At 57.0% G+C, this 19372-nt stretch carries 17 protein-coding genes; 14 read left to right on the plus strand and 3 right to left on the minus strand.

Annotation, left to right across the window (positions count from 1 at the left end; genetic code table 11):
* Positions 1 to 71: 71 nt before the first annotated feature.
* The 8 genes from C5L10_RS21965 to C5L10_RS22000 all read left to right on the plus strand — a co-directional run bounded on the left by C5L10_RS21965 (position 72) and on the right by C5L10_RS22000 (position 9805).
* Entirely contained in the window at positions 72 to 1658 is a 1587-nt protein-coding gene (locus tag C5L10_RS21965; RefSeq protein ID WP_105431390.1) for an ABC transporter substrate-binding protein, read from the plus strand.
* An 84-nt stretch (positions 1659 to 1742) separates the two neighbouring features.
* The gene (locus C5L10_RS21970; protein WP_105431391.1) at positions 1743 to 3581 is read left to right on the plus strand and encodes an ABC transporter ATP-binding protein; all 1839 of its coding nucleotides are present in this window, start codon (positions 1743 to 1745) and stop codon (positions 3579 to 3581) included.
* A gap of 53 nt (positions 3582 to 3634) precedes the next feature.
* The gene (locus tag C5L10_RS21975; RefSeq protein ID WP_105431392.1) at positions 3635 to 5122 is read left to right on the plus strand and encodes a M81 family metallopeptidase; all 1488 of its coding nucleotides are present in this window, start codon (positions 3635 to 3637) and stop codon (positions 5120 to 5122) included.
* Positions 5123 to 5164: 42 nt separating this feature from the next.
* A complete protein-coding gene (locus C5L10_RS21980) occupies positions 5165 to 6106 on the plus strand; it encodes an ABC transporter permease (protein WP_105431393.1) in 942 nt (313 codons plus the stop codon).
* Between the two features lie 4 nt (positions 6107 to 6110).
* Positions 6111 to 6977: an ABC transporter permease gene (locus tag C5L10_RS21985; protein WP_105431394.1), complete on the plus strand. Its 867-nt coding sequence runs from the start codon at positions 6111 to 6113 to the stop codon at positions 6975 to 6977.
* Positions 6978 to 7040: 63 nt separating this feature from the next.
* Positions 7041 to 7955, plus strand: a complete 915-nt coding sequence (locus tag C5L10_RS21990; protein WP_105431395.1) for a LysR family transcriptional regulator — start codon at positions 7041 to 7043, stop codon at positions 7953 to 7955.
* A 133-nt stretch (positions 7956 to 8088) separates the two neighbouring features.
* Positions 8089 to 8607, plus strand: coding sequence for an ureidoglycolate lyase (locus C5L10_RS21995; RefSeq protein WP_172717112.1), 519 nt, complete (start codon positions 8089 to 8091; stop codon positions 8605 to 8607).
* Position 8608: 1 nt separating this feature from the next.
* Complete coding sequence (locus tag C5L10_RS22000) at positions 8609 to 9805, plus strand: pyridoxal phosphate-dependent aminotransferase (protein WP_105431397.1); 1197 nt, start codon at positions 8609 to 8611, stop codon at positions 9803 to 9805.
* Positions 9806 to 9884: 79 nt separating this feature from the next.
* Here the strand turns inward: C5L10_RS22000 and C5L10_RS22005 are convergent, their stop codons facing one another.
* Both C5L10_RS22005 and C5L10_RS22010 read right to left on the minus strand, forming a co-directional pair.
* Positions 9885 to 10271 (minus strand): Rid family detoxifying hydrolase, encoded by a 387-nt coding sequence (locus C5L10_RS22005; protein ID WP_105431398.1) that lies wholly within the window; start codon positions 10269 to 10271, stop codon positions 9885 to 9887.
* A 114-nt stretch (positions 10272 to 10385) separates the two neighbouring features.
* Positions 10386 to 11966: an ABC transporter substrate-binding protein gene (locus C5L10_RS22010; protein WP_105431399.1), complete on the minus strand. Its 1581-nt coding sequence runs from the start codon at positions 11964 to 11966 to the stop codon at positions 10386 to 10388.
* 177 nt (positions 11967 to 12143) lie between these two features.
* Here C5L10_RS22010 and C5L10_RS22015 point away from each other — a divergent pair, with 177 nt between their 5' ends.
* The 6 genes from C5L10_RS22015 to C5L10_RS22035 all read left to right on the plus strand — a co-directional run bounded on the left by C5L10_RS22015 (position 12144) and on the right by C5L10_RS22035 (position 18243).
* Entirely contained in the window at positions 12144 to 13058 is a 915-nt protein-coding gene (locus C5L10_RS22015; protein WP_172717113.1) for a LysR family transcriptional regulator, read from the plus strand.
* Positions 13059 to 13179: 121 nt separating this feature from the next.
* Positions 13180 to 14235, plus strand: a complete 1056-nt coding sequence (locus C5L10_RS22020) for a dipeptidase (protein ID WP_105431401.1) — start codon at positions 13180 to 13182, stop codon at positions 14233 to 14235.
* A 21-nt stretch (positions 14236 to 14256) separates the two neighbouring features.
* Positions 14257 to 15516, plus strand: coding sequence for a D-amino acid dehydrogenase (locus C5L10_RS22025; RefSeq protein ID WP_105431402.1), 1260 nt, complete (start codon positions 14257 to 14259; stop codon positions 15514 to 15516).
* Between the two features lie 260 nt (positions 15517 to 15776).
* Positions 15777 to 16130: a hypothetical protein gene (locus tag C5L10_RS33765; RefSeq protein ID WP_172717114.1), complete on the plus strand. Its 354-nt coding sequence runs from the start codon at positions 15777 to 15779 to the stop codon at positions 16128 to 16130.
* The gene (locus C5L10_RS22030) at positions 16108 to 17061 is read left to right on the plus strand and encodes a LysR family transcriptional regulator (protein ID WP_245448098.1); all 954 of its coding nucleotides are present in this window, start codon (positions 16108 to 16110) and stop codon (positions 17059 to 17061) included. The genes C5L10_RS33765 and C5L10_RS22030 overlap by 23 nt, the downstream gene beginning before the upstream one ends.
* Before the next feature lie 201 nt (positions 17062 to 17262).
* Complete coding sequence (locus C5L10_RS22035; RefSeq protein WP_105431404.1) at positions 17263 to 18243, plus strand: MBL fold metallo-hydrolase; 981 nt, start codon at positions 17263 to 17265, stop codon at positions 18241 to 18243.
* Between the two features lie 448 nt (positions 18244 to 18691).
* Here C5L10_RS22035 and C5L10_RS22040 read toward each other — a convergent pair whose 3' ends face one another.
* Positions 18692 to 19351 carry a GntR family transcriptional regulator gene (locus tag C5L10_RS22040; protein ID WP_105431405.1) on the minus strand — a complete coding sequence of 220 codons (660 nt, stop codon included), beginning with the start codon at positions 19349 to 19351 and terminating at the stop codon, positions 18692 to 18694.
* Between the last annotated feature and the right edge of the window lie 21 nt (positions 19352 to 19372).

Here is a 19372-nt window from a genome sequence, read left to right on the forward strand (position 1 = left end):
CCTGGAAAGAGCAGGCATCGCCCCAATCGATAGCGATAAGCCTGCAATAATCAAAAACGGGTGGAACGACGATGACAGGGACAAGACGTGAATTCTTGTATGGTACGGCGGCGCTTGCGGTTCTCGCGGCAAGCGCGAATCGAACTTCGGCGCAATCCAAACCGACGGTCATGCGGTTTGTCCCCGCCGGAAATCTGTCATCGATAGATCCGATCGTCACGAGCGGATATCCGATTCGCAATCACGGCTATCTTGTCTATGACACTCTGTTTGCGGAAGACGAAAAATTCGAAATCCAACCGCAGATGGTGAGCAAGGCGGAGGAAGGCAATGACGGCCTCGTCTATACGTTCACGCTGCGGCCTGGTTTGAAATTCCATGACGACGCACCGGTAAGGGCCCAGGATTGCATCGCAAGCATCAAACGGTGGGGCGGAAAGGATGGGCTGGGGCAGTCCTTGCTGGACGCAACGGACAAGCTCGAAGCGGTGGATGACAATACGATCCGCTTCACGCTGAAATCGGCTTTCCCGCTTATCTATACGGCGCTCGGTAAATCCTCCACTCCGGTATGCTTCATCATGCCCGAACGCATCGCTGGCGCCACGGACAGCAAGACGCAGATCACGGACGCCACCGGATCCGGCCCCTATCGCTTCCTTCCGGATGAATGGATACCAGGCAGCAAGGCCGTCTACGAAAAATTCAATGATTATATTCCCCGCAATGAAGCGCCAAGCGGCCTCGCCGGCGGCAAGCAGGTCAATTTCAATCGCGTCGAGTGGATCATCATCCCCGATCAATCGACCGCGGTCGCGGCGCTGAAGCGCGGCGAGATAGACTGGTTCGAAAAACCCGATCTCAACCTTGTCGAACTCCTGAAAGGCGATCCCAATGTCGTGGTTGGCGACTACGATCCCTATCAGGGCACATTGCTGCGCTTCAACCAACAGCAAAAGCCCTTCAACAATGTGAAGATCCGGCAGGCGGTGATGGCCGCTGTCAACCAGGAAGACGTACTCGTCGCCATGGTTGGAGAAGGCAATTACGAAATTTGCAAGTCGTTCTTCTTCTGCGGCACCCCTATGTCTTCAGGCACCGGGTCGGGCGTGATGAAGGGCGATCCGGAATTGGGCAAGGCCATGCTGAAAGAAGCTGGTTATGGCGGCGAGAAAGTGATCCTCATCTCGGCGACCGACATTCCCTGGATTCATTCAGCCACGCTCGTCGTCGAGCAGCTTCTGCGCGCGATTGGCATGACGGTCGAAGTTCAGACAATGGATCTTGGAACCTATTTCACCCGTCGAAATTCAACGGAACCAGTTGAAAAAGGCGGCTGGAGCGCTCTCGTCTCGGGCGCGGGATCGGTTGATTTTCTCAGCCCGGCGCAACATCTCGCGCTGCGTGGTAATGGTCTTGCGGCATGGCCCGGCTGGCCGGATGATGCCGATCTCGAATCTTTGCGGGCGGATTGGATGAAGGCAACTACGCAAGACCAGCGGAAGAAGATCGCAAGCGAAGTCGAAGCGCATGCATTTCAGACCGTCCCCTACGTACCGCTCGGCCAGCGTTCCCAGATTACCGCTTATCGAAAGACCGTAAGCGGCATCATAAAATCGCCTGCCCCGCTGTTCTGGAACGTCAAGAAGAACGCCTAAGGCGGGCGGGGTTCATTGCGATAGAGGCCGCGCGGTGCCCTGCGCCGCCATTCCGGCTTAACTACGAAAATCGAAAGGGCATCCGTGGTCGAAACTGTATTATCCGTTCGGAATTTGGAAGTCGCATTTTTGTCGGGACACGGCCGGTCGCGCGTGGTCAACGGTATCTCGTTCGACGTCAATCAAGGCGAAACCCTTGCCATCGTCGGCGAAAGCGGCTCGGGAAAAAGCGTAACCAGCCTCGCCATCACGCGCCTACTCGATGCCCGATCGAGCGAAGTCAAGGGTCAGATCATCCTCCACGGGCGCGATCTCACCCTGCTGTCGGAGCGTGAGATGCGCAAGGTGCGCGGCGGAGAGATCGGGATGATCTTTCAGGAACCGATGACGAGCCTCAACCCCGTCCTCCCAGTAGGCCGGCAGTTGTCGGAATCGCTCGTCCTGCACCGCAAGATGTCCGTCTCCGAAGCTCGGGCAGAGACAAAACGGCTCTTCGACCGAGTCAGCATACCGGCCGCCGCAGATCGTCTGGATGATTTTCCCCACCAGTTTTCAGGCGGAATGCGCCAGCGCGTCATGATCGCCATGGCGCTCGCCTGCCGGCCTAAGCTGCTGATCGCCGATGAACCGACCACGGCACTGGATGTGACGATCCAAGCCGAGATATTACAATTGTTGCGCCAGTTACAGGCGGAGGAACAGATGTCCATTCTGTTCATCACCCATGACATGGGCGTTGTTGCAGAGATTGCACATCGAACGCTCGTTATGTTTCGGGGCAATGTTGTCGAACACGGGGATACGGTGGATATTTTCCACGAACCGAAGGACAATTACACGCGTACCCTGTTGGCCGCGGTGCCACGGCTCGGATCAATGACTGGCATATCGGAGCCCGCGCATTTCCGCCTTCCTTTTCAGGACGAGGCTCTCGCCATGCAAAAGCCGGAGGCTTCTAGCACTGGCAAACTGGCAAAAGAGAAGGCTTCAACCGTTCTGGAGGTTAGAGATCTCGTAACCCGCTTCGACATCAACAATGGTTTGATGGGCAGGCTCGGCGGACGGGTTCACGCGGTGGAAAACATCTCCTTCAATCTGAAGGCCGGCGAAACCCTGTCCATAGTTGGGGAATCCGGATGCGGCAAATCCACGACCGGGCGGTCGATCATGCGGCTCGAGCACCCGCTGAGCGGCGAAATTGTCGTCGATGGGCGGGATCTCATGCAATGCTCGGCTGCCGAACTGCGCAAGGCCCGGACGAAGATGCAGATGATCTTCCAGGATCCCTACGCAAGCCTCAACCCCCGAATACGAATTGGAGATGCCATCGCTGAGCCGATGCTCCTGCACGGACTGACAAACAAACGCGAGTCCAAGGACCGCGTTGCCCAATTGCTCCGCGAGGTGGGGCTTTTGCCAGATATGATGAGACGCTTCCCACATGAATTCTCCGGCGGCCAGCGCCAACGCATTTCGATCGCACGCGCTCTGGCTGTCCGACCGAAACTCATCATCGCGGATGAGGCAGTGTCGGCGCTTGACGTATCGGTCAAAGCGCAGGTGGTGAACCTCATGCTCGACCTCCAGAAGGGGATGAACCTTTCCTATCTCTTCATCTCCCACGATATGGCGGTGGTCGAACGGGTCAGTCATCGCGTCGCCGTGATGTATCTCGGAGAGATTGTCGAAATCGGGCCTCGAGCCTCGATCTTCGGCAATCCCACGCATCCCTACACGAAGCGGCTATTGTCGGCAGTTCCTCTCCCAGAGCCGCGCGAGCGCGGCAAGCGCCCCGCACCTCCGATACGCGAACTGCCCTCGCCTATAAGACCGCCGGACTACATTCCGCCCAAGCGCGAATATCGGGAAGTCTCGGCCGGCCATATCTGTCAAGAATGGGATCCGGCTGCGTGGGCACGGTGAGTGGGCTTCCTGAGGCAGGTCGTTGAAGGTTCAAGTTTTTTGGGAGGATCCGTTTGAAAGTCTTCATTTCCACTCTGGCGACGGAAACCAACACGTTTTCGCCTTTTCCATCCGTGCGAGAATCGTTCACTACTCGCGAGTATTTCCGCGGCGACGGAGGACTGCGCCCGCCGGTGCTGGGCAACATTCCGTTGATCGAGTGGCGCCGCCTGGCGACCTCGGACGGGGACGAGGTTGTCGAGAGCATATGCGCTTTCGCGGCTCCCGCCGGGAGGACCCAAAAAGCCGCCTATGAAGGATTACGGGACGAAATTCTGGAGGACCTCCAGGAAGCGTTGCCGGTGGACAAGGTCTTGCTGTTCCTGCATGGCGCCATGGTGGCTGAAGGCTATGACGATTGCGAGGGCGATGTCATCGCAAGGGTTCGCGAGATCGTCGGATCGTCCGTGCCGATCGGCGTCGAAATAGACCTTCACTGCCACCTGACGGAATTGATGCGCGCCAATGCGGATATCATCGTCGCGTTCAAGGAATACCCCCATACGGATATCGCCGAAAGGGCAAGAGAGGTTTACGATCTCGTTGGCCGGACACTCGCCGGAGAGATTAGACCCGTAATGGCGCTGGAAGACTGCCGGATGATAGGCGTTTGGCGTCCGCCGACCGAACCGATGCGATCCTTCGTCACGCGCATGTCTGAGGCGGAAGGCCAAAACGGAATACTCTCGGTCTCCTTCGGGCATGGCTTTCCCTGGGCTGACGTAGCGGAAGTTGGGGCTAAGATGCTCGTCGTGGCCGACAACGATATGAAAGCCGCGACAGATACCGCCAGGCGGTTTCGTGAGCAATTGTGGGATATGCGGGATTCCGCGGCCCAGCGCTACGATACGGTCGACGAGGCGATCAGCGCAGCCCTCTCCTCCTCCGCGGCGCCAGTCGTGTTCGCCGATGTGGCGGATAATGCCGGAGCCGGCGCGGCCGCAGACAACACCAATATTCTGCACGGCCTGGTTCAAAGGAAGGTGGAAAATGCGGCTATCGGATGCTTTTGGGATCCCGTTGCCGTTCAGATGTGCCTGGAGACGGGTCTCGGCGGAAAACTTGACCTTCGCCTCGGTGGCAAGATGGGTCCGCAGTCCGGAATCCCGATTGACCTGCGCGTCACCGTCATGGGCATCAAGCGGGATCATTCTCAGCCCGCGCTGAGCGGCGGGCGCATGAGCCTCGGAACCGGGGTCTGGGTAAGGGGCGCGGGAATTGACATCGTCCTTACGTCGATCAGACTTCAGACTCATTCGCCCGAGGCCTTCACGGCACTTGGATGCCAATTGACCGACAAGAAGATAATCGTGGTCAAGTCGATGCAGCATTTCCTGACCGGCTTCGGGCCTCTGGCTGCCGAGGTGCGTTACGTCGATGCCGGCGGATCGGCCTCGACACAGTTCGCAACACTGCCTTACTCGAAAAAACGCCACCCCTACTGGCCGGCCTCTCTCGACCCGTTTCAGGCACATGCCGGCTATTCCGAAGAGGAGGTCTGAGAAAATGCTTCATTTAAGCGAGTCAAACGTTGGAGCAGGCCGATGATATCTTTCCTTGCACGGCGGATCCTCGCCGCTCTTCCGGTCATGTTTCTCGTTGCGCTGATCGCATTTTTCCTGCTTTACTTTGCCCCTGGCGATCCGGCAGCGGTTATCGCGGGGGACATGGCGCGGCCCGCCGACATAGCGGCAATCCGGGAGTCGCTCGGCCTAAACGAACCTTTCCACATGCGGCTCGGGATCTTTCTCTGGAATACTTTCCGAGGAGATCTGGGAATTTCAATTTTCTCCCATAAGCCGGTGACCGCGTTGATCGCGCAACGCCTTGAGCCTACCTTGTCGCTGGCAGCGCTGACCATCGTCATTTCGATAGCAGTCGCAGTCCCGCTCGGCACGCTTGCCGCATGGCGCGCTAGAGGCCTAATCGACCGGATAGCGATGGCAATCGGCATTTTGGGTTTTTCCGTCCCGGTTTTCGTCATCGCGTATCTGATGATCTGGTTCCTCTCGGTCAAACTCGCCTGGTTTCCGGTTCAAGGCTATACGCCTTTGGCGAAGAGCTGGTCGGGATGGTTTTATAATCTTATCCTTCCGGCGCTTTCGCTGAGCACGGTCTATATCGCCCTGATAACGCGCATTACGCGGGCGAGCGTTATCGAAGTGCTTTCGCAGGATTATATCCGCACTGCCCGTTCCAAGGGACTGAGTGAACATGTCGTGTTATTGCGCCATGCCCTGAGGAATGCCGCAGTCCCCATTGCCACGATCGTGGGAATTGGCGTTGCGCTCCTAATGGGCGGCGTGGTTGTCACCGAGACAGTGTTTGCCATCCCTGGCCTCGGTCGACTGCTCGTCGATGCGATCCTGCAACGCGACTATCCGGTTATCCAGGGCGTGCTGCTTATGCTTTCGGCGATCTACGTAACAGTAAATCTCCTAGTGGATATCAGCTACGCCATTTTCGATCCCAGAATAAGAAACTGATCCCATGGCCCTAATCCTCGAAAAAACACCCTCCCGCTTCGCGCTCTGGCAGCGTTTCGTGCACCAGAATCTATCCATAGTGGTCGGTGGAGTGCTGCTTCTGTGCGTGATCCTGATCGCTCTCGTCGGACCGCTCATTCACACGGTTGACCCAAATGCTATTTCTCCGTTGAGGAGGCTGAAGCCCCCATCCTCCCTCCATTGGTTCGGCACCGACGCGCTTGGTCGCGATCTTTTCGCCCGCGTGATTACAGGCGGGCGTGTTTCCCTGCTGGTCGGCGTGTCCGTAGCCGTGCTGTCGCTTGCCTGCGGCATCCTTCTCGGCCTCGTATCGGGTTTCTTCAGATCCGTGGATGCCATTATGAGCCGTATCCTGGAGGCATTCATGGCGATACCGGCCGTTCTCTTGGCGATCGCCCTGATGGCACTGACAACAGCCAGTGTCGGAAACGTGATCATCGCGTTGACGATTTCGGAGATACCGCGCGTCACTCGCCTGATGCGCTCCGTCGTCTTCACCTTGCGCGGGCAGCCTTTTGTTGAGGCGGCAATAGCGTCCGGTGCTCCGATCCACCACATCCTCTTCAGGCATATCCTGCCCAACACTCTGGCCCCGCTGATCGTACAGGGAACCTTCATCTGTGGTTCCGCCATTATCGTCGAGTCGATCCTGAGCTTCATCGGCGCAGGAACGCCGTCGTCCACCCCGACCTGGGGCAATATCATCGCTGACGGGCGGACCTTCTTCCAGATCTATCCCCACATGATCTTCTTCCCCGCCGTGTTTCTGTCGATCACCGTGCTAAGCATCAATCTCATCGGCGACGGGCTGCGAGACTATCTCGATCCCCGCATGTCGCGGAACATATAGGACTGCCTGGAAGGCGCCGGAAAAACTTCTGGTGCTTTGTCACGAAAGGATCTTGACGATAGAATGCGGGAACTCAATGAGCGCCGACTGCGCTATTTCTACAATGTTGCTCTGCACGGCTCCATACGCCGGGCAGCCGATGAGTTGAACACCGCCCCTTCCGTCGTGACGCGGCAATTGAAACTGCTTGAGGAGGAGATGGGCGTAAAACTGTTTGAGCGCGATGTCTCCGGCAGCAAGCCGACTGATGCAGCACAATTCCTCCTCGACTACTGGCATTCTTCCCGCTCGCTTATGGAGATCCTCGAAGAACGTATCGAGGAGACTCGGGCTCTTAAGCGCGGGAAGGTCTATGTCTCGGTATCAGAGGGCTTCTTGGTCGATTTCATCGACAACGTTGTCAAGCCATTCAACAAAGATTTTCCCAAAATAGAGCTTTCGGTAAACGTGCTTTCGGTCGGCGACATAGTTGATCAAGTCGCGTCCGACATCGCGCATCTCGGCATTGTTTATAACCCTCCGAAGGTCAACTATATCCGCTCGTTTCTGCATGTTGACGTGCCGATCAAGCTTTTCGTCAGCCATGATCACGAACTCGCCAAGACGGGCGAACCGATCACGCTGGCTCATGCACTGTCCTACCCAATCGCCAAGATGCCGAACAATTTCGGGCTCGGCCGCACGACAGAACTTCTGGCCGATACCAAACGCATCCCCCTAAATGTCGTCTTTTCCTCGAATTCCTCTCGCGCCATCGCCCACTTCATCTGCAACGGCACTGCTGTGGCGTTTCTCGGCCCACGCTATGTCGCCGCCGAGTTCGGCAATGGTGAATTGAAAGCGCTCGAGATCGCACATCCGCTTTTGACCGAAAACCAGGCGAATGTCATTGCACGATCCGGCCGGACGCCGACAAAGGCGATGACCATGATGATCGAATATATTCGACGCCATTCCAAAATCTTCGGCCAGCGTTGACACTGCCAAAGGTGCCCATGGAGCAACATTCCGGTGTAGCGTTTGCGCATATCGACGCCACGTGCCGCTTGCTAACTTGAGAATGAGGCCGGCCCAATCCGGAACCCTATATAAATTTCGAGGAGGTAAAGACGTGACGTCAGTTCATGGCATTGAAATCGAACCGTTGACACCGGAGGCATTCACCCCTTTCGGGCGTGTCTTCCAGCCTCACGAGCTACCGGACTTCGACCTGCCGACGAAAAGCGTTCATAGATTTCCATGGCAGTGCGATGCGCCTCTCATCCTGCAACTCATCAGCTTCAAGCCGCAGCCCTTCAAGGTCCATAAGATTGAGAGACACTTCCATGTAACCGAATCCCGCATGCATATTGGTGGATCTCCCACCGTTATCGTTGTAAGCGAGCCGGCGGAAGACGTGCCTACACCGACGAAGTTGCGAGCATTTCGTCTGGATCGCCAAGGCGTAATGTTCAAACAGGGCACTTGGCATGCGGTCGATGCCTACCCGCTCGGCGACGAGCCGGGATTGTTTCTATTCCTGTCGGACAAAGAGACACAGAGCGAGTTGTTCGACAATCCAGTTGCCGAACCAAAGCGAAGCATTATCCGAACCTATGACGCAAATCCGCCGGAAATTTTGGTGGGCTGACATGAACAACCGTCGACCATTTTCCCGTGCAGACCGGCTCAACGGGATCGAGGTGTCGGGCATCGTGCGGATTTCCGAAGCAGCCGCGCAATTGCGGGCAGAAGGAAACTACATCATTGATCTGGGGGTCGGCGAGCCAGACTTCCCTACTCCCGAACATGTCGTGGACGCAGCGTTTCAAGCGGCACGAGACGGCAAGACGCGTTACACCGCCAATTCAGGCACCGCCGAATTGCGCACGGCCATCGGAAAGCGTCATGACGCAACCGAAAAGGAAGTGCTGGTCGGGACCGGAGCGAAACAGATCATCTTCAATGCCTTGATGGCAACGTTGGATGCTGGTGACGAGGTCATTTTCGCGGCGCCCTTCTGGACCACTTACATGGATGTGGTGCGGATCTCCGGCGGCCGCGCGATTGTGGTGCAGACAGCAGATACCGGATTGAAGATCACTCCTGAACAGCTCGAGAGCGCGATCACGAAACGAACCCGTTGGCTGCTCCTCAATAATCCCGGCAATCCCTCAGGGGCCGTCTATCGGCGAGATGAACTGAGTGCGCTGGCGGATGTCCTAGGGCGCCATCCGCACGTCGGAGTTATGAGTGACGAAATCTATCGCGAAATCAGCTACTCTCCCTTTGTCAGCTTGCGCGACGCAGCTCCCGACCTCAGGGACAGGATGCTCGTCGTGGATGGAGCATCTAAAGCCTATGCCATGACCGGCTGGCGTATCGGCTGGGGCGTCGGTCCGCAGTCCCTGATCGGAAACATGGCGGTCGTTCAGGGCCAGTCGACATCCTGCGCATCTTCAATCTCGCAGGCGGCCGTGCTCGCAGCCCTAACCGGTCCGGACGATTATCTTGCCGAGCGGTGTCGTTCATTTCGCGATCGCTCGCTGTTTTTCGTTGAGAAACTGCGCGCCACCCGAATGTTCGACTGCGCAACTCCTGAAGGCGCCTTCTATCTTTTCCCACGCTGCACACCGGCTGTTGGTATGAAGCAGCCTAATGGCAAGGTCATCGCAACCGACGACGATGTCAGCCGCTACCTGATGCAGGAGGCGCATGTTGCCGTCGTGCCGGGAGGCATTTTCGGCAGCCCTGGCCATCTGAGAATGTCCTATGCGATAAAACAGGACGAACTGGCGGAAGCCTGCAATCGCATTGCCGAGGCCTGCCAGAAGCTCACACCCACTTAAGCGACGGCCTAACGGTAATGATGATCCTATCTGAGGGCGCCGGTATTTGAGATTCCGGCGCCCTGTTTTGTTGCATCGGTCAGATGATTGCAATGACGGCCTCGACCTCGATCTGGGCACCCAACGGCAAGGCAACCACCTGATAGGTCGCCCGGGCAGGATAAGGGGCGGTAAACATCTGGCCATATGCGGCGTTTATGTCCGCGAACCTCGAAAGGTCGGTCACTAGCACCGTCGTCTTGAGGCAATGCGTCATCGATGTTCCCGCAGCTTCTGCGATCGCCTGGACATTGGCAAGGCATTGCCTCATCTGTCCGGCAGGATCATCGGAAGAGAACTTGCCGGTCGATGGATCGATCGGCAATTGCCCTGAGATGTAGAGCAACCCGCCATGAACTCTGGCTTGCGAATATGGGCCGATGGCGGCAGGCGCCTGATCCGTCGCAATGACGTTTGAACTGGACAATTAAAACTCCCATTTAGATTGCGCCTACGCAGCTTAGGTACGTTTAGGAGAACGAGGATGGCCGAGCGTTGCTTTTCTGGTGCGCCCGGCCGTCCTGAAGAACCGGCGTCGGCCTCAAGCCTTCTGCAGGTTCCAGGCAATCGGGATCGGCGCCTTTAGCATGCCGGTGATCGTTTTGCGTCTGGCTGAAGGCGTTTTGAACTGGCCGAGCGGCACGAATGGCACGGTCGTGAAGGTCCGCATCTCGATTTTTCGAGCGATGGAAGCCCTCATATCGTCTGTTCCTGCTTGAATCCAATCGAAGCGCAATGCTTCGAGATCCGGATCGGTTGGCCAGCCCGGCCAAGTCGTCATGCCAGTAGCCTGAAGTCCGAGATGGGTGGACGGATCGAGAATATCCGTGACATTCCAGCCGGCATGGAAGATCGACCAGCCGCCCTTGTCGACCGTATCCATTTTTGTTCGCCGAGTATAAAACGTGCCCAGATCCATGGTCTGGAGCTCGACATTCATGCCGAGGCTCTTGAGAAGCGCTTCGCTAACGAGGTTGGCATTATACAGCCACACAAGGTCGGTGGGTGCGAGCAACACGATTTTCTCACCCTTATAGCCGGCCTCCTTGATCAGTTGAGCCGCCTTCTCGATATTGCCCGTCATCACCTCGCCACCTGCCCCGATCGATGAAGGCGTGCCGCAGAAGAACATCGACTTGCATTCGTTGTAGAGAGTGGGATCGCCCGCTTCCGCCGCAAGATAATCCAGTTGACTTACTGCCATCATGATCGCCTGGCGCATCTTCACGTTATCGAAGGGCGGATGAAGATGGTTGAAGCGGATGCAGGTTACGTATCCGAAGTCATCGAAGGGCGTCAGGTCGATCTGCGATTCGTTCTGAAGCAAAGGCAGAAGATTGGTGTCCGGATTGTGATACCAGTCTATCTCTCCGCGAACGGCCGCGGCGGTCGCGGTCGCAGCATCCGGGATGATGTGCCACTCATATCGGTCTACATAGACCTTCTTGCCGCCGGTCGTCCCGCTTGGCTCCTCATTGCGCGGGACGTAACCGTCGAATTTCGCATAGACGGCGCGGTTACCAGGCACCCACTCATCTGCTACAAACCGGAAGGGACCGGAACCGATCGCTTCGGTGATCGAAGTGTTCGCATCCGTCTTGGCGATCCGCTCGGGCATGATGAAAGGCGCGGGTCCTCCGACCTTGCCGAGTGCTTCCGGCACGAGGCCGAAGGGTGACTTGAAGCGAAAACGCATCGTCCTGTCGTCCACCACCGATACCTCGTCGGCGAGCGTGAACATCCGCTGCCCCAAGGGGTCTCTCTGGCCCCAGCGCCGCAGGCTCGCAACGCAATCCGTGGCACGGACCGGCTGGCCGTCGTGAAACTTCAGGCCGTCCCTCAGCTTGATCGTCCAGTCTTTCTTGTCCGCCGAAGCTTCGAAGCCGTCCGCCATTTGTGGCTTGGCTCGCAGATTGGCATCTAGGCCGAATAGGGTATCGTAGATTTGATAGCCGTGATTGCGGATTGGTTGTCCCGAAGTCACGATTGGATCGATGCCAGACAGATTGGAAATAGGAACAACCTTGATAACCCGCTCTTCTGCGCGGGAAATCGAGGGCGCGCCCAGCACTGCGGCACTTGCCGTACCGGCGGCGGCTTTCAGAAACGTTCTTCTCTTCATGTCGTCCTCCCCATTGCATCCTCTCCTTCTTGCAGCGAGCCGCTGCTTTCAGTGTCCGATCCCGTTTCCGAAGGAACGACAATTGACACCGATGGCAGACTGCATCTTCTTTAGCGGACGAAAAAGATGCAATGCATCATTCGCATCGTTGCCTTCAGAGCAACAAGGGGAGCGACAATGAGAGATATTCACCCGCAGCGACTCAGATATTTTTACGAGGTTACCGTCAGTGGCTCGATCAGGGGCGCTGCCGAACGTTTGAATACGGCACCCTCGGTGATCACGCGCCAGATCCGGCTGTTGGAAGACGAGCTCGGAGCCAAGCTCTTTGAGCGCAGCGTTGCCGGCAGTGTCCCGACGGAGGCCGCGCTCGAAGTGCTCAAGTACTGGAAGGCGTCGCGGCTGCAACTCGAAGACCTCGAGCAGAAAATCCATGAAATTGGCAATCTTAGCCGCGGCCATGTCCGAATTGCCGTCGGCGAAGGGTTCGCGCCCGGCTTGCAGCAAGAGGTCATCCTTCCGTTTACGGCATTGCACCCAAATATACATTTCACAGTCGAGGCTCTGGGCGTCGCGGATATTCTTGAAACCGTTGCAGACGGCATCTGCCATCTGGGCATAGCGTTCAACGCTCCAGCATCCCATCGGGTGACTACGCTCGCGGAAGTAGACGTGCCGCTGCGGCTGCTGGTCAGGCCGCAGCATCCGCTTGCAGCGGCGGAAGGGCCGCTGACAGTTCGCAAGGCATTTTCCTATCCTCTCGCGCTCCTTACAGCATCCTACGGCATCCGAAAGATCCTCGATCACATCGCCTATTCGGAAGAGGAGCAAATGATTGCGGCTATGACCACCAATAATCTGCGAATGCTGATTGACCACGCCTTGCAAACCAATGTCGGAACGTTTCTCGATCCCTTTCATGTCGCGGAATATCTGGACGATGGTCGGTTGGTCGCACTCAAGGTCGATCATCCTTTGTTGGAATCGGGCAAAGCCTCAATGCTGGTGCGTTCCGGCCAGGCTCTTCCTAGACCGGCAAGGGAGGTGATTGACTGGATCCTGGACAGATCGCGAGTTTTCGCCAAACGCTGAGGCATGTTCTAATCTGAGCAACGAACGACACTCCTTTTTACCGCTATGACAAAAGAAGCCTTCGGCGAACTTACGGACTGTTGGCGCCATGATCCATGGCGCCTGTATTCGGAGGCACCATATGTCCGGTCAGGTCCCGGTTTTTGACGGTCATAATGACATTCTGCTGAAGCTCTATCGCCAGCGGCAGGACGACCCCGTCAGTGCCTTCATCCAAGGGCGTGACGATTTCCACATCGACCTCCACAAGGCTCGCGCGGGCGGACTGTTCGGAGGACTTTTTGCGCTCTATTCGCCCTCAGGCGACAACATCTCTTTCGCCGGTATGAAGGATGGACGCTATGAGCTGCCGATGCCGACGCCCATCGATGCCAGCGAAGGGCGCCCGCCCATCATGGCGGAACTGGCCATTCTGCTTCGGATCGAGCGCGAATCGAACGGTGCCGTCGTCCGTTGTACCTCTACCCGTGACATTAGGGCGGCCCGCGATCGGGGCGCGCTGGCAGTCGTCGTTCACCTGGAGGGAGCCGAAGCGATCGACGCCGACCTCGAATTCTTGGAGGTCCTTTATGCCTGCGGACTGCGCTCGCTCGGCCCTGTCTGGAGTCGCAACAACATATTCGGGCATGGAGTGCCATTCCACTTTCCGGCCTCACCCGACCTGGGTCCCGGCTTGACGGATAACGGCGAACGGTTGGTCAGAGCCTGCAACCGAATGAAAATTGTCGTCGATCTCTCGCATATCACGGAGAAAGGTTTTTGGGATGTGGCGCGCCTGTCGACTGCGCCCCTGGTCGCCACCCATTCAAATGCTCACGCGCTTTGCCCCACGCCGCGCAATTTGACAGACAAGCAGTTGGATGCAATCCGCGACACCGGCGGAATTGTGGGCCTCAATTTCGCGACGTGTTTCCTGCGCGCCGATGGCGAGATGCGCAGCGACACGCCGGTTGATTTGATGGTCGAGCAACTGGATTATCTGCTCGAGCGGGTCGGCGAGGATCATGTCGGCCTTGGATCAGACTTCGACGGGGCGGAGATACCCGAGGCGGTTGGCTCCAGCGCCGGCCTGCCCGTGCTGTTCGAGGCACTACGCACCAGTGGCTACTCGGACAACCTCTTGCGCAAAATTGGCTCCGAGAATTGGCTGTCGGTTCTGGCGCGCACGATCGATTAACTTGCCCGGAGAATCAACACAATGAAGGTGATTGTTTTGGGCGCCGGAATCATCGGCGTCACATCGGCCTATGAACTGGCAAAAAATGGACACGAGGTAACGGTGATCGATCGGCAGAAAGGGCCGGCGCTAGAAACAAGTTTCGCAAATGCTGGGGAGGTTTCGTTTGGCTATTGCTCGCCATGGGCTGCACCCGGAATCCCCCTGAAAGCCATGAAATGGCTTTTCATGAAGCATGCTCCACTGATCCTTCGGCCGAAACTAGACATGGCGATGCTCTCGTGGACGGCGAGGATGTTGATGAACTGTACCGCAGATCGCTACGCGATCAATAAGAGCCGCATGCTTCAGCTTTCGGACTACAGCCGTAAAGCACTTGCCGATATTCGAAAGGAAACCAAAATAGTCTACGACGAGCGGATGAAGGGGACGCTGCAGCTTTTTCGCACGCAGCAGCAGTTAGATGCGTCGGGAAAGGACGCCGAAGCCCTGGCCGCCGACGGTATACCTTTTGAAGTGGCCGACCAGGACGGCTGTATCCGGACTGAGCCGGCCCTCGCGCGCGTCAGACACAAGTTCGTGGGTGGCCTTCTGACGCCGAAGGACGAAACGGGCGATTGTTTCAAATTCACGAATGCGCTTGCCCTCAGGTGCCGGGAACTCGGCGTCAATTTCAGCTATGCCACGACCGTGTCGGGACTGGATGTCAGATCCGGCCAAGCAAGGGGCGTATTCTTGGCGGGACAAAAGCGGGTCGATGCAGATGCGGTGGTTGTTGCGCTCGGCAGTTACTCACCGCTCTTGCTTCGGTCTTATGGAATCACCTTGCCTGTCTATCCGGTGAAAGGCTATTCGCTTACCATCCCGATCGTCGATGCGCTTCAATCTCCGGTGTCGACCGTCATGGACGAGACCTTCAAGATTGCGATCACCCGTTTGGGCGACCGCATCAGGGTGGGCGGAATGGCCGAGATTTCCGGGTATAACGGCACCCTCGTACCCGCGCGTCGCGTAACCTTGGAGCATTCCGTTACGGACCTGTTCCCCGGTGGCGACCTCAGCAAAGCGACATTCTGGTCGGGGCTGAGACCGATGACCCCGGACGGCACACCAATAATCGGCGCGACAAGGATTGGCGGCCTATTCCTCAACACCGGTCATGGCACGCTGGGCTGGACGATGAGCACCGGCTCCGCGCGAATACTCGCCGCAACCGTCGACGGCCGCGAGCCCGAAATTTCTGCGGCCCAATTCGGTTTAGACCGTTATACGTCTGGCTGACGCAAGCGTTTTTAAGCCCAAAACGTTCGCGGTTGTAGCCCTAGCTAATAAGGACCCAAACGCCCCTGTCATTTCGCCAAGAAACCTCAGACGTGCCTCATGAACAGTGTATCTTGGATCGTAAGACGGTCGGTCGATCGGCCGATTTAACGCGGCCGCCTTGCCAACCACTTTGTCGCGTACGGAGATACGCTGGAGTCCTAGGTTGCTGCTCGTGTAGCTACCGGCGGACATTGTCGTGGCGAACGAGGTGCTAAGTGATGAAAGACGCGGCCGTTTCAGCGTGCGTGCTCCTTCGCCTCGAACGCATCAGACCTTCGACATCCGGGCCTCGCTTAGTTAAGTCGCCCTTTTCCGCGATCGAGGACGAGTTCCTTCCTCAACATCGATCTGTCCGGACGCTGATGAACCTCCATTTTATGCGCCGCGAGGAGTTTGATTTTGGCGCTCACAAGTCGTGCCGGTCGTTGACTAACATGCGATCAAACTTCCAGGGCACCTCGGCCGAGGTTAAGTCTCCGATCAAAAGTGCCAACAGTCAGCCTCATCTCTTGGAAGAGAACGACACAATCCGCTACGATGATTATGACCATGATGGAAATCAGGAGCTTTGATTTGGTTCAGCATGTGGGAGAACTGGACGTTAGTCTTTTGCTCGCGCTTGACGCGTTATTGCGAGACGCTAACGTCACCCATGCGGCGGCTAGGCTGAATATCACTCAGTCTGCTCTGTCGGGCCGGCTGAACAAGCTTCGGCAGATCCTGAACGATCCGCTGTTTCTTCCGGCATCGACGGGACGGGGCGTGACAGCGACGCCACATGCTTTAGCATTGAAGCCAGAATTGGATCAACTTCTCGACCGCTTAATGCAGTTTGGTCAGAAAGCTTACGTATTTGACCCATCCTCAAGTGACCGGACGTTCAGGATTGCCGCTTCCGATAATCCTGCGGCAATAATCGCTCCCGACCTGCTTCCCCACATTCACAAGCGAGCGCCCGGCGTGAGGATTGCATTCATCTTTCCCGACAGCGCGACAATTGGCGAGCAATTGGAGAGCGGTGGCGTCGATCTCTACATCGGCGCGGCAAATGACGCGCCGATGGATCTGATCGGCCGCAAACTGTTCGACGACGAGTTGGTAACCGCCCAACGGATCGGTCATCCTCGTGGAAACGGCTCTCTCTCCCTCGACGAATTCTGTTCGCTCGACCATCTGTTGATCTCCTCCCGTGGCGGTATGTTTTCGGGCGTCATCGACGGTGTTCTGGCTGAGCACGGTCGAACGCGACGGGTTGCGGTGTCCGTTCAAAGCTATGCGCTGGCTCCTCTGATCGTGGCTTCGACCGACTGCCTGTGCACGCTACCCAAACGTTTGCTAGAGCGCTTCGCCCACAGCCTTGACCTCTTCGAAACACCGATCCCACTAGGAACCTTCGCGTTGAAATACTTTTGGCATCCTAAGATGTCAGCGGACCCCGCTCATCAATGGCTGCGTTCCATGGTCGTTGAAGCCGCCCTTGGGAATACCTGCGACCACATTTAGACATCGGCGGTAGCGATAGGTCGCATTGCTCATTGCGATTGGTCTTCGAGATCATGGAGTGGCACCTTGCGCACGCCCCGCAGAGTGGGCCGCAGGTGTTCACAGAAGCTACACCTCGCTTTGCACCCTTTGCGGCAGCGAACCCGTCGCGGGCCGCCGGATCCAATCTAGGATCTCTCGCCCACCAATAGGATTAAGAACATGACAACTATGCGATCTCTTCTCTTTGCGTCCGCTGTTGCCCTCTCGGTAGCCGTATCTGCACCTGCCTTCGCAGCGAGCGATGTACCTGCCGTGGCAAGCTACCAGCAGGTTACGGACAGCTACTCTTTCCCTCTCGGCGATCTCCGGATTACAGCCCTTTCAGATGGAACCGTCCCTCAGGACCTCTACAAACTTCTGATCGGAACATCTCACTCCCATACAGACCAAATGCTCGACAAGGAATTCCTGGAAAGCCCAGTTGAGGCGTCGATCAATGCCTTTCTGGTACAAAGCTCGAACCACACCATCCTCGTCGATACCGGCTCCGGCGACCTCTTTGGGCCGGGGAATGGCGGCAAGCTCTTAGACAGTCTCGCGAGCATTGGCGTGAAAGCGGACGAAGTGACCGACATTCTCATCACGCATATTCACACGGATCATACCGGAGGTCTGGTCCGCAACGGTCAGCCTGCTTTCCCAAACGCCACAGTTTTTGTGGGCGCTCCAGACTTGAAGTTTTTCCTTGATCCATCAAACGCTCGTAAGACGGGATATGCCGAGCAGTATTTCGATGAGGCCGCAAAGACAATTGGTGTCTATGAAAAGCTCGGGAAGGTGAAGACCTTCGGCGAAGGCGAAACGATCCTGCCCGGTATCACGACCTCTCTACACCCCGGTCACACTCCGGGCAGCGCTTTCTTCACCGTTACCAGCAAGGATCAGTCAATGACTTTTATCGGTGATGTGATCCACGTTGCCGCGGTGCAGTTTCCCGACCCTGACGTAACCATCGTGTACGACGTCAAGCCGGAAGACGCCGCGTCAGTCCGTAAAGAGACCTTCAGCGATCTGGCCAAGCGTCGCGAGCTCGTCGCGGCCCCTCATCTACCCTTCCCTGGCGTTGGCTACATACGCGCTGAAGGAGCGGGCTCGTTCTCCTGGCACCCGCTCGAATATCGAAACCGCGCGGGCCAATAGAGCATCAAAGACGTGCCTCCGATTTCGCTCGACCCACCTTTTCGAGCGGAATCGTCGTGACTGAATCGCGATGGCGGGTCGCCGCGGGCAACAGTTGCAATCCCGCGACCGAATGCGATCTAATACCATGAGGATGGGCGTGAGCCGAAAAGAAAAGGTGGCCCCGCAGGGGCCACCTTAATGGTCGGTCGACGGCGGCACGCCTGCCATTTCAGCCCGCAACCGCACCAACTTCTTTCACCTGGAAACCGCAAGACGCGAAGCGACGGCGCGCTGACGCTGGCTAAGCATGCCCACGCGACGCTAAACATGGCGAGCAATAGTCGATCAAGGATGTGAGCAACTTGAACAGGACCGGATACGGCGAAATCCATTCTGCATCAGACCGGTCGCGTTCCCAGCCACACGCGGCCAACCTGATAGCTCTCCCAGTTCGAAAGGTACAAAATCACGAAGAAACGGTCGTTCGCAACGTCTGATACGTAAACTCGGTAAGGTAGTCATTGAGTGCCAAGGACGCCGCTGCGGCAGCCTGCTCGTCTCCAACCGAGATAGCGAGAAGCGTTGATCGATGAAGTGTTGAAGCCCGTTTTAGCTCCACTTCAGGATCCTTGATGTTGGCAAACCAAAACCGTCTCGACAGTCCCTGCAATGGGGCCATTGAGAGCTGAAGGTATTCATTTTGCGCTGCCTGAACGATGATTTCATGGACATGCTTCAACTGACCACCAAAGGCGACTATGTCTCTGGCTCCAGATAGCCCCTCCAGCTCGATCGACAGATCGGACATAGCCTGTCTCTGCAGCGGGGTCGCCCGCAGACACGCCCATTTCACAGCGAGCTCTTCCACCGTACGCCGGACCGCCAAAAGCTTCAATTGAGCTTCGACCGAGATGGGTGGAACGATGATACCCCTGCGCGGGTGAACTTCCACCATCCTTTCCCATGATAGTCGCTGAAGAGCTGACCTGATCGGATGCCGACCGAGAGCGGTTAACTCCATGAGAGTTCCTTCGGACACCATACTACCGGGTTTAAGCTCCTGGAAGGTGATCATCCGCTCTAGATGATCGTAGGCTTGGTCTGCTTTGTTCATCTCAGCATTCATCAATTTCTCCGCACGGCTGGC

Source organism: Neorhizobium sp. T6_25 (assembly GCF_002968555.1).
Lineage (GTDB): Bacteria > Pseudomonadota > Alphaproteobacteria > Rhizobiales > Rhizobiaceae > Neorhizobium.